This window comes from Micromonospora sp. WMMD961 (genome assembly GCF_029626145.1).
Classification (GTDB): domain Bacteria; phylum Actinomycetota; class Actinomycetes; order Mycobacteriales; family Micromonosporaceae; genus Micromonospora.
In genome coordinates, this window is sequence record NZ_JARUBJ010000002.1 from 4,497,818 (window position 1) to 4,512,440 (window position 14,623).

Consider the following 14,623-nt stretch of genomic DNA (forward strand, 5'->3'; position numbering starts at 1 on the left):
CCGATGCGACCATTCCGCCACCGCCGTCTCACCGCCGTCGTCGCCCTGGCGGCCCTGCTGATCACGGCAGCCCCGCCCACCGCCGCGAGCGCGGGCGACAACAAGCAGCACCGCGCCGGCTACCACCGGGTCGGCTACTTCACCCAGTGGGGCATCTACGGCCGGGCGTTCCCGGTGAAGAAGCTCGACACCTCCGGGGCGGCGAGCCGCCTCACCCACCTCAACTACGCCTTCGGCAACGTCAGCGAGGACGGCCGCTGCTACGTGGACGGTGGGCCCGGAGAGGGCGACGCCTGGGCCGACTACCAGCGCCCCGTTCCGGCCGAGGAGAGCGTGGACGGCGTCGCGGACGCCCCGGGCCAGGCGCTCAACGGCAACTTCAACCAGCTCGCCAAGTTGAAGGCCAAGCACCGCGATCTCCAGGTGCTGATCTCGCTCGGCGGCTGGAGCTGGTCGACGTACTTCTCGAACGCCGCCCGCACCGACGCCTCCCGCAAGGCGTTCGTCGCGTCCTGCATCGACCTGTACCTGAAGGGCAATCTCCCTGGCAGCCCCGGTGCCGGGGCCGGTGTCTTCGACGGCATCGACCTCGACTGGGAGTGGCCCGGCTCGGAGGGCGAGCCCGGCAACGTCATCCGCCCGGAGGACCGGGAGAACTTCACCAAACTGCTCGCCGAGTTCCGCCGGCAACTCGACGCGTACGGACGCACGACCCGTGCCCACCACCCGCTGACCGCGTTCCTGCCGGCCAGCCCCGCCACCATGGACGCCGGCTACGAGGGTCGCAAGATCTTCAAGTACCTGGACTTCGCCACCGTGCAGGGGTACGACTTCCACGGCGGCTGGGACGCGCGGGCCAACCAGCAGTCGGCGCTCCGTGTCCCCGCGGGTGCCCCGGACAACCCGGACTTCTCCGTCGAGGTGGCCATCGACGGGTGGATCGACCGTGGCGCGCCCCGCAACAAGCTGGTGCTCGGCATCCCCTACTACGGTCGCGGCTGGACCGGCATCACCGGCGGCGGCAACGGCCTGTTCCAGCCGGCCACCGGGCCCGCGCCGGCCACCTTCGAGGCCGGGTACGAGGACTACAAGTTGCTCAAGACCCTGGCCGCTAACGGCTACACAGTGCACCGCGACCTGCGCGCCGGGCACGCCTGGCTGTTCGACGGTACGACGTTGTGGACGTACGACGACCCGGCTGTCCTGTTGCAGAAGACGCTCTACATCCGACGGGCCGGTCTGGCCGGTGCGATGATCTGGTCGCTCGACGGCGACGACGACAACGCCACGCTGACCAGGACGATCGACCTCGGCCTGACCACCTGGTAGCCGTACTCCCCTCGACCCGGCCCGTCGTCGACCGATCGTTCGGTCGACGACGGGCCGGCTTCACGTCACTGGGTGCTCCAACGATCGCTGTACCGCGGGGCCGGCCTTCCGTCCGGTCGCGTGGGTAGCCGATCCTCGTCCGGGCCGGGCGGGGTGACCCCGTGCAGCGTGGCCCCCGCGAAGTGCGAGAGGGCGTGCAGGATCTCCGCCCGGCTGTCGAGAATTGTGAGCAGCGGCCCCGCGCCTTGCCACCCGCCCTGGCTCGACGTCACCTCGGGAACAACGAGCCGTGCCAACAGGAGCACTGCGTAGAGGGCAGCGATTCCGACGGATGCCACGAGCCGTCGCCGTTGCACCCGTAGGAGTTCCCGGTGCAGTGGGTGGAACAGCCTCTGCGGTCGGCGAAGTGTGTCGAGCACCGGCCTGGTCGCGGTCGGTGCGGCCAGATTGGCGGCCGGCGCAACGCCGGGCGTCTCACCCGAGGACTGGTCCTCGGCTGCCGGTGGGGTGCCAGGCCCGGGACGTAACACCAGATCGGCCGCGAGGTCGGTGTTGCGTTGACGCGGACGGGGCAGGCCCTGGCTGGGCAGGGTCACCGCCAGGTGCCGGTACACGGCGCTCAAGGTGAGGTCGTCCCCGTCGGGATGGCCGTCGCGCACCGGTGGCCCGTGCCGAAGCAGGCTCAACAGCTCGCCGGTGAACGCCGTGTGCTCCGCGCCGACCGGGGCGATGGCGGCGACGTTGTCGGAGGTGGCGGTCAGGGTGAACGTCCCCTGGATCTCGCTACGGTCGGCCAGCCCGTTCTCCACGTCGGCGGCGGACATGGTGTTGAGCGCGCGGCCCGCGAAGCAGCAGTCGAGGATCAAGACCCTGGTACGCGCGGGGCTGTCCCGCATCGCGTCCCGGATCCAGTTGAACGGGATCGCCGTGTACTTCAGCCAGTCCGGTCGGGGGTTCGTGCCCGACAGCGCGAGAAACAGCTCCCCGTTGTCGTCCAGCAGCCCATGGCCGGCGTAGTAGACCAACAACAGGTCCTCAGCCTCGCCGCAGCGTTCGGCGATGGTCACGCCTGCCTCGCCCGGATGCGAAAGGTCGAGGAGCTGCGTGCAGCGTTCGCCGGCGACCAGGTCGACCGGCCCGGTGGTGACCAGCCGGGCCAGCTCGGTCACGTTCGCCCGCACGGCCGGCAGATCCTCCAGCGCCTGTTGGCTGTGCGTGGCGGTGCCGATCAGCAGCGCGGTCGACCTGGTCGGGTCTGGACGACTCACCTGTCGTTCGTCTCGACCGGCGGTTCGTGCTCGGCCAGAGCGCGGACGGCAGCCTCGATGAGCGCGGTGACCTGGTCCATGTCGCGAGCCCGGCGGACATCCAACTCGGCCGACGACCCGCCAGGAAGGGTCAGCTTCACCGTCACGTCCTCGCGACGGTGGGTCAGCCAGCCGGCGATCGACTGAACCAGCACCATCACCGCGCCGCCACTGCCGACCGCCACCAACAGCACGTCGGTGGCCCCGGCCGACATCTCGTCGGGCCGAGGCGTCGAACCGGGCGCGGGCGCGGCGGTCACGTGCCCGCGGAGCCGGTCCTCGGCACGCAGCCAGGACGCGAGGGATCGCCGGGCATCGGCAGAGGGCAGATCCGGGTCGACCGAGAGCGTGATCGTCTCCTGAGAAGCGGGCACCGTCTTCTCCTTCCGGCGAAGGCAAACCCCACTTCCTCATCCTGCCAGCCGGTGTCGCCTTCGGGCAGCCCCACAGGATGGGCTCGTACACGTACCCGCTGGACTCGTCCGCCGCCGGGTTCACCTTCACCCTGCTCGGCAGACCCGCTAGGTGCTCGGCAAGCGGTGGAGGCTGGACTTGATCCGCTCTTCCGGGCGTACAACGAAAATGGTCTGCACCTGGTGTGCCAACGCGTTGGAGGACCCGAGACCCGGCGGACGCGTACGTAGCGGGTCGCCCCTCTCAGCGAGCACTCTGCACCGCCTGGACCCCCGCCAGCTTGCCCCGGGGCCGGCGGCGGAGGCAAAGTTCGGACCCTTTGGAGTTGATGTCGTTGACGAATCAGGCGGCAGGGCCATCGGTGATTCGTTTGCGACATCAGCTCCGAAGCGACTCAGCGAGTGGTTCGGGGAGCGTGTTCGGGACAGACATCGACGCTGACGTTCCTTCACCCACGTCTATGCGCTGACAACTGGCCGCCGAATTCGTCCTGGAAGGGCACCAGATACAACGGTGGTGGTGCCGGGACTTCGATCATCTGGGACCCAGAGCGTGAACGCTGACGGCCGACCCCGTCGCCGCCCTACGGCTTGCGGCCGACGCCGCTGTAGCCGGTGCGGGCGACCTCGGGTCATCGGTGGCCGGCGGCTCGGTGTACGGCCACATGTTGACCAGTCCGGGCGGTTCGAGGATGAAGTCGCCGAAGAACTCGGAGATGTCGGCGTGGCCACGCGGCACGAAGGGGCTGTTCGCCCGCGCGTAGATCGCAGAGATCCGGGCCATCAGGTCCGGGTGCGTGTCGGTGCTGGCGTGCGAGAACGCCAGGTAGCTGCCGGGGACGAGCGCGTCGCGGTAGGTGGCCACGATCCGCTGCGGATCCTGCTCGTCGGGCACCAGGTGCAGCACGAACATCATCAGCACCGCGACCGGGCTTTCGAGGTCGATCGCGGCGCTGATCTCCGGGTGGCCGAGAACCTGCTCGGGGTCGCGCAGGTCGGCCTGCACCACCGACACCGCCTTCGAGTCGGCGAGCAGGGCGCGGCCGTGCGCGCAGACCACCGGATCGTTGTCGACGTAGACGACCCGCACGTCGGGGTCGATGCGGTGCGCGATCTCGTGGACGTTGTCGCGGGTCGGCAGCCCGGACCCGAGGTCGAGGATCTGCCGAACGCCCCGCTCCTGCACGAGATGCCGGACCGTCCGGGCGATCAGCTCACGGCCCTGCCGGGCGGCCTCGGGCATCCACGGCGCCACCTGCAACACCATCTCGGCGGCGGCCCGGTCGGCGGCGAAGTTGTCCTTGCCTCCGAGGTAGTAGTCGAACATCCGCGCCGCGTTCGGCCTGTCCGGTTGCCAGCCGGTCTCGGGTTGTGACTGCGTCATGAGCGAACACCTCTCCCCCGTCCGGTCCCGCAGCATAACGTCCACCATGAACAGTCACCGGCCCGGCGGGCCCGGTGCACCGGCTGACGCGGTCAACGCGCCAGCCGGTGCGCCCGACGGTCGCGTCAGTCGGCGGCGCAGACCGTGCCGTTGAGCGTGAACGCCGTGGGCAGCACGTTCGGCCCGCCGTACGCGCCGACGAAGCCGGCGCTCACGCTGCCGCCGGCGGCGATCTGCCGGTTGTCGTCGGTGGGCGTGACCCGCACGGCGGTACCGACCTGTTCCCAGGTGGCGCTCCACCCACTGCTCACCTGTTGCCAACCGGTGGGCCAGGTCCAGGTGAGCGTCCAGCCGTCGATCGGGCTGGTCCGGTTGTTGACGATCTCGACGCCACCGATGTAACCGTTGCCCCAGTCGTTGTTGGTGGTGAAGCGGACGGTGCACGCGCTGACGGTCGGGCTGCCGGTGGCGAAGGTGAGCGGCGGCGAGGCCCAGGACACCCGGCCGGCGGTGTCGCGGGCCAGCACGTTGACGGTGTACCTGCTGCCTGGCACCAGGTTGCCGACGGTGAACGAGGTGGACGCGGTCTCGCCGAGCTGCTCGCTGACGCCGCCGGTCTGCCGGTACACCTCGTACTTGGCGATCGGGCTGGCGCCCGGGGTGGCCGCCGGCCAGGAGATCGTCGCGGCACGGTCGGTGACGCCGCCAACGGTCGGCCGGCCCGGGGCCGAGGGCCGCCCGGCGGTCGCGCCGGCCGGTCGCAACACGAGCGTGGTCAACGAGTACGCCGGCAGCGTACGGCTGGTCGCGGAGCCGTTCTGGGTGGTGGCGATGCCGGTGGCACCGTTGGTGAGGGTGGACACCGTCGGCGCGGCGGCGGACGGGGTGAACCCGGCGTAGTCGACGGTGACCGGGTGGGCGTTGTCCGGGTCCTTGTTGAGCAGCAGCAGCGCGAGGTCGCCGTTGCCCCGCCGGACGGCGTGGGCCGTGACCAGCGGCTCGTCGGTGCCGGCGCGGACGAACTGGTCACCGGTCTTCGCGAAGAGCTTCATCATGGTCAGCCCGTGGTACGGCGCGAACGGTGTGTTCAGTGGCGGCTCGCAGACCGAGCCGTCCTCGGTGCAGGTGCCGCTGGAGAGCATCCCGAAGTCGTTGTAGTCGGTCTGCCCGGCCACCTGCGACACCGCGCCGATCCCGTTGTGCACGTTCCACCAGTGTGCGGTGAAGACGCCGTTCGCCAGGAGCGCGCTGTACGCGTCGGCCAGGAAGAGCGCGGCCGGCTGCGTGTTCCGTCCGGCGTCGACGTTCAACTCGGTGAAGCTGATGCCGATGCGGTCGGCGTTCGGGCCCGCGTACCGGGTGAGTTGCTGCCGCAGCAGGTAGGTCGCGTCGGGCAGGTGGTCGGTGCGGGCCAGCGAATCGGCGGCGGAGCCACCCGGGTACCAGTGCACGTCCACGAAGTCGATCTTCGGACCGGCGATGGAGAGCACTGTCTGGTTCCACGGGCCCGGGTCACTGCCGGCGGTGATGCCGTCCGGCCAGTTTCCCGGCATGGTCAGCACCGCGCCGACCTTGATGCTCGGGTCGACCGCCTTCATCGCGTCGGCGTACTCGACGACAAGCCTCGCGTACTGTGTCGCGCTCTTGTCCGGGTGGTCGTCGGCCTCCCACGCGGACCCGTAGTGGCCGTTGCCGTAGTTCTCGTTGCCGATCGTCCAGTACCGCGCGCCGTAGCGCTTGGTGACGTTCGCGTAGCGCACCCAGTCGGCAGCCTCCGCAGCCGTGCCGGTGCCGTAGTTCGCGATGATCATCGGCTGCGCGCCGACCCGCCGGACCGCCGCCATGAAGGTGTCGAAGTCGGTCCCCGGTGCGACGTAACCGCCGGGCGCGGTGTGGTCCTTCCAGTGGTAGATGTCGGCGTACGAACCGCCGGGGTAGCGCATCATCTGCACACCGGCGTCGCGGAGCAGGTCAGACGTCTCGGCGGTGCCGAGGTTCTGGTCCCAGATGGCGTGGTTGACGCCCAACGCGGTGGCGGGCACGGTGGCCATGCCCGCGCGGGCGTCGACGGTGACGGCGACCGGGTCGGCCGCCGCGCTGGCAGTCGGGGCGTCGATGCCGGACAGCGCGGTCGCGGCGAGCAGCAAACTCGCCAGGAGGGACGCGCGCCTCTTCTGTTGGATGCGCATGGGCTGGGTTCCTTCGCGGGTATGAGGGGACGACGGACCTCGGCGGCCCACCGCTCGTGTCACCCGTCCCCCCGGATCCGTACCGGATCCCGGTTGCCCATCGGACGGACATCAGCCCCGCGCGCACAGCTTGTCATCGACGCACAAGAATGTCATGGGCGTATCGCGGACCTCAAGGGCGATGCCGGTGAACGACCTCGACGCACGGTCCGAATAGGCTTTCCGGATGCGGGGACGTTTCGGTGTGGCGCGGTGGTACGAGGAGCACCGGCGGTTCGTCCGCCGTACTCTGCGACGAGCCGCGCGGCGCGGTCAGCGGGGTGGCGCGGCGCTGTCGCGGACGATCAACTCGGTGGCGAGTTCCACCCGAGGGCTTTCGGTCTTCTCGCCGCCGGCGAGGCGCAGGACGGTCCGCGCGGCCAGCATGCCCATCTCGGCGAGGGGTTGGCGGACGGTGGTCAGCGGCGGCGAGCACCACCGAACCTCCGGCAGATCGTCGAAGCCGACCACGCTGATGTCGTCGGGCACCCGTAGGCCGCGTTTGCGGACCGCCTCGTAGACGCCGAGTGCCATCTGGTCGCTGGAGGCGAAGATGGCGGTGGGTGGGTCGGGCAGGGACAGCAACTGCAGACCCGCGCTGAACCCGGACTCGTGGTAGAAGTTGCCCGGCCGGATGAGGGCGTCGTCGACGGGGATGTCGGCGGCGCCGAGGGCGGCCCGGTAGCCGTCCATCCGGGCCCGGCTGCACATCAGGTGCGGTGGGCCGGCGATGAAACCGATCCGGCGGTGCCCCAGGCTGATCAGGTACTGGTTGGCGCTCAGACTGCCCGCCCAGTTGGTGGCGCCGATGGTGGGTGACTCCTGAGGGTCCACGCCGGCGGGGTCGATGATGACGACCGGCAGGTGCAGCCGGCGCAGCTCGGCCTGCAGCGGCGGGTTCACCATCGAGGTCACGAAGATGACGCCCTCGGTGGAGCGCGTGCGCATGTTGTCGAGCCACTGCTTGGCCGAGGAGATGCGCCAGTGGATGGCCGACACGACGGTGCCGACGCCGCTGCTCTGACCGACGTCCTCCACCCCGCGGATGATTTCCACGGCCCACGGGCTGTCCAGGTCGTTGAAGACCAGGTCGATGAGGGCCGCGTCGGTACGCCGGGCCGGTGACCGGCGACGGTACCCGTGCCGGTTGAGCAGCGCCTCGACGCGTTCCCGGGTGTCGGGAGCGACGTCGGAGCGGCCGTTGATGACCCGGGAGACCGTGGGCACGGAGACACCCGCCAACCGCGCGATCATGGCGATGGTGACGTTTCGGCCGTTCTCCGCGCCCACGATCCCCCCTCGTCGTACCGGAAGCTTCAGGTCTGCTCGCGGTGCTGCAATGTCATCCCTTGACGCTGCCGGTCAGGCCGCCGATGAGTTGGCGTTCGGCCACCGCGTAGAAGCCCAGGGCCGGAAGCATGGACAGCACGACGTACGCGAGCACCCGGGCGGTGTCGTCGGCGTACTGGCCCTGGAACGCCTGGACCCCGACCGGGAGGGTCCACCAACTCTGGTCGCTGAAGACGACCAGCGGGAGCATGAAGTTGTTCCAGCTGGTCACGATCGCCAGGACCGAGACGGTGGCCAGGGCGGGACGGGCCATTGGCAGCAGGACCTTCCAGAAGAACCCGAAGGGGCCGCAGCCGTCGAGGACGGCGGCCTCCTCGACCTCGGCCGGGATGGTCCGGAAGAACTGGCGCAGGATGATGATGGTGATCGGCAGCCCGAAGGCGGCCTGGGGCAGGATGACACCGAGCGGGTTGTCCAGCAGGCCGACGCTGCGCAACAGCACGAACAGCGGCAGGATGGCCACGGCGAACGGGAACATCAGGCCGATCGCGAACAGCGTCACCAGGAACTCGCGGCCCCGGAAGGCGTAGCGGGCGAAGACGAACGCGGCCATCGCCGCCGCGCCGACGACGATGAAGGTGCTGCTCACGGCGATGAGGAGACTGTTACCGAGCTGCCGCCAGAACACCCCGTTGCCCAGGATTTCGAAGTAGTTCGGCACCCACGGGTCGGGCCAGCCCAGCGGGTTGGTGGACAACTGGCCGTTGTCCTTGAAGCCGCCGAGCACGCCGAAATACACCGGCACGACGATGAGTACGCCGACGGCGATGCAGACGAGGTGCAGCACGACGCTGCGGGTCCGCTGGGCGCTGCTCGCCGTGGCGGTCATCGCTGGCCTCCCTGGGTGGTGATCGCGCCCGCCGTGTCACGACGCAGGACGATGCGTTGGTAGAACAGGGCGAAGACGAGGCTCAGCAGGAACATCACGATGCTGATGGCACTCGCGTAGCCGACCTCGAAGCGACGGAAGCCGAACTGGTACATCGTGACGGCCAGCGTCTCCGAGGAGTGGATCGGCCCACCGCCGGTGAGCACCCAGACCATGTCGAACAGTTGGATGGTGCCGATGACCGACAGGAAGATGCTGATGCGGATCGTCGGGCCGAGCAGGGGCAGGGTGACGTGTCGGAACGCCTGCCAGGCGGTCGCGCCGTCGGTGACCGCGGCCTCGTGCAGCTCCTTCGGGATGCCCTGCCGGGCCGCCAGGAAGAGCATCATGTAGAGGCCGAAGTACTTCCAGGACACCACCAGGAAGACGGCGTACAGCACCGTGTCCGGGTCGGCGAAGACGGTGCCCGCGTCGGCGCCCAGCCACCGGGCGACCCCCTCCCCCAGCCCTCGGTTCGGGGAGAACACCAGGGTGAACAGGACGGCCGTGGTGACCTCGGAGAGCACGTACGGGGCGAAGAAGATCAGCCGGTAGACGGCCCGCCCGCGAAGGGGCTGGTTGAGCAGCATGGCCAGGGCCAGCGCGACAGGCAGCTGCACGACCAGGGACAGCACCACCAGCACCAGGCCACGCCACAGGTCGCCGCGGAACGTCGAGTCGCCGAAGGCACGGGTGTAGTTGTCCAACCCGATGAAGTTCTCCGGCAGGCCGAAGCCGTTCCACTTGAAGAAACTGGCGTAGGCGGCCACCACGATGGGGGCGAGGACCAGCAGTACGAACAGCGCCAGGGCAGGCGCCAGGAACACGGCGAGGACGCCACCCCGGCCCGGCCGGGGCTGGCGGCCACGCTTGCGCGCGGTGCCCGGCCCCGGTGCCGGCGGATCGGTCGCCGTGTCGCCGCGCCTCAGGTCGGACACGGTCGATGGCCTGGTCATTCCTGCTCCACTCGGGTTCTACGGCCGGCTACGGACGGGTGAGAGGTCACGATCAGACGGTCTTTGCCACCTGCGTGATGTCCTTGACGATCGCCGCCGGCGACTTCGTGCCGGCGATGATCTCCGCGACGCTGTCGTTGATCTGCTGCCCGAGTGCGGGCGCGTACGCCTGGTCGAGGTAGAGCTGGAAGCCGGTGTTCTTGGCCAGCGCCTCCGCGACGGCCTTGTTGTTGGGGTCGCTGATGGCGGAGGTGGCCTCCTTCACCGTGGGCAGCACCGCGCCGGTCTGCGCGGACCGCTTCTGGTTCTCGACGTTGAGCAGGAACTTCAGGAAGTCGATGGTGGCGGCCGGCGCGTCCTTGCCGACGGCGAAACCGTTGCCACCACCGAAGACCTCGGTCGCGGCGCCCTTGCCGCCGTCCACCGAGGGGAACGGGAAGAAGCCGAGCTTGTCGCCCAGGCCCTTCTTGCTGGTGGAGCTGGACGCCTGCACCGCAGGCGCCCACTGCCCCATCAACTCCATGCCGGCGTTGCCGTTGCCCATGGTGGCGGCCTGACCGTCCGGCGAACCGAACTCCGCGCCGAGGAAGCCCTTCTGGAACGGTTGCAGGTCGACGAGTTCCTTGAGCCGCTCACCGGCGGCGACGAGGTCGGGGGTGTCGAAGTTCTTGCTGTCGACTGCCTTCTGCAGCGCGTCGACACCACCGATGCGCATCGCGAGGTAGGACCAGTAGAAGTGGGCCGGCCACTTGTCCTTGCCGGCCAGCGCGACCGGGGTGACGCCGGCGGCCTTGAGCTTGCGGACCGCGTCGAGCACGCCGTTCCAGGTGGTGGGGGTCTCGGTGATGCCCGCCCGGGTGAAGAGCTCCTTGTTGTACCAGAACCCGACCATGCCGATGTCGAACGGAATGCCGTAGATCTTGCCGTCGATCGTGTACGGCTCCATGGCGGCGGGCAGGATGCCGGCGACCAGGTCCTTCACGTCGTCGGTGAGGTCCTTGACCAGGCCCGCGTCGACCTGCTGCTTGAGCACGCCGCCACCCCAGGACTGGAACAGGTCCGGCGGGTCGCCGGCCTGGGTGGCGGTGGTGAGCTTGGCCTTGAACGCCTCGTTCTCCAGCGGCTGGATGGTGAACGTGACGTTGCTGTGCGCGGCCTTGTACTCGTTGGCCATCGCCGCCCACACCGGGAGCATCGGATCGGTGTTCTGGATGTGCCACCAGTTGATGGTCTGCGGGGCGTTCGGGTCGCCGGACTCGTCGTCGCCGCTACAGGCGCTCAGCAGGTATGCGCCAGCGCCGGCACCGGCGAGGCCGAGCAGCGTTCGGCGGGAAAGGTGCGGGGTCATGATCCATCCCTTCGGGAACTCACGGGGTGCTCGGTTGCCGGCCGGGCCGGCGTGGTGGGAACCTATGGATCTCCGGAACTTTCAAAAAGCTACGCCGGTATTACCGGTCGATGGCCGGCACGCTACGAGCTGTTTCCACAACGGTCAAGCCCTCTGTCCTATTGCGAAAACACCGGCTAGCGTAGGCAGGACTTCCAGCGATCCGGGACCGCAAGTTTCCGGAAGTTCCAGACAGCCCGTCCAGAGGAGCCCTCGTGTCGACCGACATCGCTAACGTGGCGACCGCTACCCGGTCGATCCGCAATCCCGTCCTCGCCGGGTTCCACCCGGATCCGTCGATCCTGCGGGTCGGCGACGACTACTACCTGGCCACCTCGACCTTCGAGTGGTATCCGGGCGTGCGTGTGCACCACTCGCGTGACCTCGTGAACTGGCGCACCCTGAGCGGGGTCATCACCGACCGCCGCCTGCTCGACCTGCGCGGCTGCGGTGACTCCAACGGCGTGTGGGCACCCGACCTGACGTACCACGACGGCCAGTTCCACCTCGTCTACAGCGACGTGGCGAGCTTCGCCAGCGGTTACTGGGATCCACAGAACTTCCTGGTCACCGCCGAGGACATCGCCGGCCCCTGGTCGGACCCGGTGAAACTGCACGGGCGCGGTTTCGACGCCGCGCTGTTCCACGACGACGACGGCACCAGTTGGCTGCTGAGCATGAGCGCGGACTGGCGACCCGGCCGGGACCGCTTCGGCGGCATCGAGATCCAGCAGTACGACCGGGCCGCGCGTCGGCTGGTCGGCCGCCCGCGGATGCTGTTCACCGGCACTGCGGTCGGGGTCACCGAGGGTCCGCACCTCTACCGCCACGACGGCTGGTACTGGCTGATCACGGCCGAGGGTGGCACCAGTTGGGAGCACCAGGTCACCGTGGCACGGTCCCGGGAGCTGTTCGGGCCGTACGAGGTGGACCCGGACGGCCCGCTGCTCACCTCCGTCGGTCGCCCCGACCTGCGGTTGCAGAAGGCGGGTCACGGCAGCCTGGTTCGCACCCAGGCCGGCGAGTGGTACCTGGCCCACCTGGTGGGCCGCCCCTACTCCCCGCTGGGCAGCTGTGTGCTCGGCCGGGAGACCGCGATCCAACGGGTCGAGTGGCCGTCGGGTGAGTGGCCGAAGGTTGCCGGAGGGGTTCCGGCAGAGGAGGTCGTCGCACCCGACCTGCCCTCGCACCCGTGGCCGGCAGAGCCCGACACCGACCACTTCGACGCCCCCGAGCTTGGCCTGTGCTGGTCGACCCTGCGCCGGCCGGCCACCACGGACTGGGTCGACCTGCACGCCCGCCCGTCGCACCTGCGGATCCACGGCGGGCAGTCGCCGGTCGGCCGGCAGACCCCCAGCCTGGTCGGGCGACGCGTCGGCGCGATGCACTGCTCGCTGGAGACCGTGGTGGAGTTCGACCCGGTCGACCACCGGCAGCTCGCCGGGGTCACCACCTACTACAACACCCTGAACTGGCACCACCTCTACCTGACCCGGGACGACGACGGGCGCACGGTGCTGCAGTTGCTCAGCTCCGACAACGGGCGGCGCACCCCGTACCCCGACCTGACCGTCGACGCCAGCGGCGTCACCCGCGTCGGTCTGCGGGCCGTGTTCGACGGGCCGGTGGTGCGCTTCGACTACGACCTCGGTGCCGGTTGGCAGCCGGTCGGGGTCGACCTGGACGCGACCATCCTGTCCGACGAGCACGCCGCGTTGATCATCGACGGTGAGCCGGCGGCGTGGGGTTTCACCGGCGCGTTCCTCGGCCTCTGGGTGCAGGATCTCGGCGGTGACGGCGGATACGCCGACTTCGACCTTGCCACCTACCGGGAGCAGTGAGCACGCGGACGGCACCCGACGGGTGCCGTCCGCGTTCCGGCGCGTACGGACGTCCCGTTCGCCGCGCGCCGCACCTCGTCGACCGAAACCGGCCGCCTCGACCTCACGTCGATTGACGACGCACCGACGCACTGATATCTGTTAATACAGTTTCCTGATGCTCGCGGTGCCCGCCGGGGCCGAACCGCCGCGCCGGGCACCGACCGGCCGGCGGCATGCCGCCCCTTCCCCGAGGAACCCCATGGTTCACAGAAGAACAGCCGCCTACGTCGTGGGCACCCTGCTGATCGGCGTCGCCGCCGTCGGTTACGGCCTGCCGTCGGCCAGCGCCGCGACCGCCGGCCGGATCACCGGTCTGGCCGGCAAGTGCGTCGACGTGGCCGGCGCCAACCCGGCCAACGGCACGGCCGTCCAGCTCTACGACTGCAACGGCAGCGCGGCCCAGACGTGGACCGTCGGCAACACCGACACCTCGATCCGGGCACTCGGCAAGTGCCTCGACGTGACGGCCGCGTCGACCGCCAACGGCGCCAAGATCCAGTTGTACGACTGCAACGGCACCGGCGCGCAGCAGTGGACCGCCAGCAACGGTGCGCTCGTCAACTCCGGCTCCGGCAAGTGCCTCGACGTCACCGACCGGAGCACCGCGAACGGCGCTCGGTTGCAGATCTGGACCTGCGGTGGCACCTCCAACCAGCAGTGGACCCTGCCCGGTGGCGGCAGCACCCCTCCGCCCACCACCCCGGCCGGCACCAACCTCGACGACCCGGCGAAGAAGGACGTCGCGATGCAGCTCGTCTCGGCCGCGGAGAACTCCTCGCTCGACTGGCGTGCCCAGTTCTCCTACATCGAGGACATCGGCGACGGACGCGGTTACACCGCCGGCATCATCGGCTTCTGCTCCGGCACGGGAGACATGCTCGAACTGGTGCAGGCGTACACGAACACCAAGCCGGGCAACGTGCTGGCCGGCTACCTGCCGGCGCTGCGCGCCGTCAACGGCACCCCCTCGCACTCGGGCCTCGACCCGAACTTCCCCCGCGACTGGCGGACGGCGGCCAACGACTCGGTCTTCCGGGCCGCCCAGGAGGCCGAGCGGGACCGGGTCTACTTCAACCCGTCGGTACGCGACGGAAAGAACGACCAGGTTCGGGCACTCGGCCAGTTCGCCTACTACGACGCGGCGGTCATGCACGGGTACGAGGGCATGCGTCAGATCCGCAACCGCGCCCTCGCCCGGGCGAAGCCCCCGGCGCAGGGCGGTGACGAGCGGACCTGGCTCAACGCGTTCCTCGACGAGCGGGTCATCGAGATGAAGAAGGAGGAAGCCCACTCGGACACCTCCCGGGTGGACACCGCCCAGCGGGTCTTCCTCAACAACGGCAACTTCAACCTGAACACCCCGCTGGTCTTCGCCGTCTACGGCGACCAGTTCCGGATCGGCTAGCGCGCACACGCTCAGGGCGCCGGCGAGCCGGCGCCCTGAGCCGTGTTCGGGGCCGGGGCCGTGCTCGGGCCCGGGAGCAGCCTTGCCTTGACGCTGACGACAAGGTTTAGCCT

The 14,623-nt window shown here is 69.6% G+C and carries 11 protein-coding genes; 3 read left to right on the top strand and 8 right to left on the bottom strand.

Annotation, left to right across the window (positions count from 1 at the left end):
• The first annotated feature begins 3 nt into the window (after positions 1-3).
• Positions 4-1,329, top strand: a complete 1,326-nt coding sequence (locus O7614_RS20380) for a glycoside hydrolase family 18 protein (protein ID WP_278140070.1) — start codon at positions 4-6, stop codon at positions 1,327-1,329.
• 65 nt (positions 1,330-1,394) lie between these two features.
• Here the strand turns inward: O7614_RS20380 and O7614_RS20385 are convergent, their stop codons facing one another.
• From O7614_RS20385 to O7614_RS20420, 8 genes are all read right to left on the bottom strand, one after another.
• Positions 1,395-2,597, bottom strand: coding sequence for a caspase family protein (locus tag O7614_RS20385; RefSeq protein ID WP_278140071.1), 1,203 nt, complete (start codon positions 2,595-2,597; stop codon positions 1,395-1,397).
• Positions 2,594-3,010, bottom strand: a complete 417-nt coding sequence (locus tag O7614_RS20390; RefSeq protein WP_278140072.1) for a hypothetical protein — start codon at positions 3,008-3,010, stop codon at positions 2,594-2,596. Before O7614_RS20390 ends, O7614_RS20385 begins: the two co-directional genes overlap by 4 nt.
• A gap of 574 nt (positions 3,011-3,584) precedes the next feature.
• The gene (locus O7614_RS20395; protein WP_278140073.1) at positions 3,585-4,433 is read right to left on the bottom strand and encodes an SAM-dependent methyltransferase; all 849 of its coding nucleotides are present in this window, start codon (positions 4,431-4,433) and stop codon (positions 3,585-3,587) included.
• A gap of 125 nt (positions 4,434-4,558) precedes the next feature.
• Positions 4,559-6,622 carry a cellulose binding domain-containing protein gene (locus O7614_RS20400; RefSeq protein ID WP_278140074.1) on the bottom strand — a complete coding sequence of 688 codons (2,064 nt, stop codon included), beginning with the start codon at positions 6,620-6,622 and terminating at the stop codon, positions 4,559-4,561.
• Between the two features lie 312 nt (positions 6,623-6,934).
• Positions 6,935-7,951, bottom strand: a complete 1,017-nt coding sequence (locus tag O7614_RS20405) for a LacI family DNA-binding transcriptional regulator (protein ID WP_278140075.1) — start codon at positions 7,949-7,951, stop codon at positions 6,935-6,937.
• 52 nt (positions 7,952-8,003) lie between these two features.
• Positions 8,004-8,840 (bottom strand): carbohydrate ABC transporter permease, encoded by an 837-nt coding sequence (locus O7614_RS20410; protein WP_278140076.1) that lies wholly within the window; start codon positions 8,838-8,840, stop codon positions 8,004-8,006.
• Positions 8,837-9,835, bottom strand: a complete 999-nt coding sequence (locus tag O7614_RS20415) for a sugar ABC transporter permease (RefSeq protein WP_278140077.1) — start codon at positions 9,833-9,835, stop codon at positions 8,837-8,839. The genes O7614_RS20410 and O7614_RS20415 overlap by 4 nt, the downstream gene beginning before the upstream one ends.
• Before the next feature lie 52 nt (positions 9,836-9,887).
• Complete coding sequence (locus O7614_RS20420; protein WP_278140078.1) at positions 9,888-11,183, bottom strand: extracellular solute-binding protein; 1,296 nt, start codon at positions 11,181-11,183, stop codon at positions 9,888-9,890.
• A 254-nt stretch (positions 11,184-11,437) separates the two neighbouring features.
• Here O7614_RS20420 and O7614_RS20425 point away from each other — a divergent pair, with 254 nt between their 5' ends.
• Together O7614_RS20425 and O7614_RS20430 are read left to right on the top strand one after the other, a co-directional pair.
• On the top strand, positions 11,438-13,063 hold the full coding sequence (locus tag O7614_RS20425) for a glycoside hydrolase family 43 protein (RefSeq protein ID WP_278140079.1): 1,626 nt from the start codon (positions 11,438-11,440) through the stop codon (positions 13,061-13,063).
• A 241-nt stretch (positions 13,064-13,304) separates the two neighbouring features.
• Positions 13,305-14,510, top strand: a complete 1,206-nt coding sequence (locus tag O7614_RS20430) for a chitosanase (RefSeq protein ID WP_278140080.1) — start codon at positions 13,305-13,307, stop codon at positions 14,508-14,510.
• Positions 14,511-14,623: the final 113 nt, after the last annotated feature.

Bases quoted from the DNA above. Each gene is read 5' to 3' on its own strand.
- O7614_RS20380 (WP_278140070.1), top strand. From the start codon at position 4: ATGCGACCATTCCGCCACCGCCGTCTCACCGCCGTCGTCGCCCTGGCG.
- O7614_RS20395 (WP_278140073.1), bottom strand. From the start codon at position 4,433: ATGACGCAGTCACAACCCGAGACCGGCTGGCAACCGGACAGGCCGAAC.
- O7614_RS20400 (WP_278140074.1), bottom strand. From the start codon at position 6,622: ATGCGCATCCAACAGAAGAGGCGCGCGTCCCTCCTGGCGAGTTTGCTG.
- O7614_RS20410 (WP_278140076.1), bottom strand. From the start codon at position 8,840: ATGACCGCCACGGCGAGCAGCGCCCAGCGGACCCGCAGCGTCGTGCTG.
- O7614_RS20415 (WP_278140077.1), bottom strand. From the start codon at position 9,835: ATGACCAGGCCATCGACCGTGTCCGACCTGAGGCGCGGCGACACGGCG.
- O7614_RS20420 (WP_278140078.1), bottom strand. From the start codon at position 11,183: ATGACCCCGCACCTTTCCCGCCGAACGCTGCTCGGCCTCGCCGGTGCC.
- O7614_RS20430 (WP_278140080.1), top strand. From the start codon at position 13,305: ATGGTTCACAGAAGAACAGCCGCCTACGTCGTGGGCACCCTGCTGATC.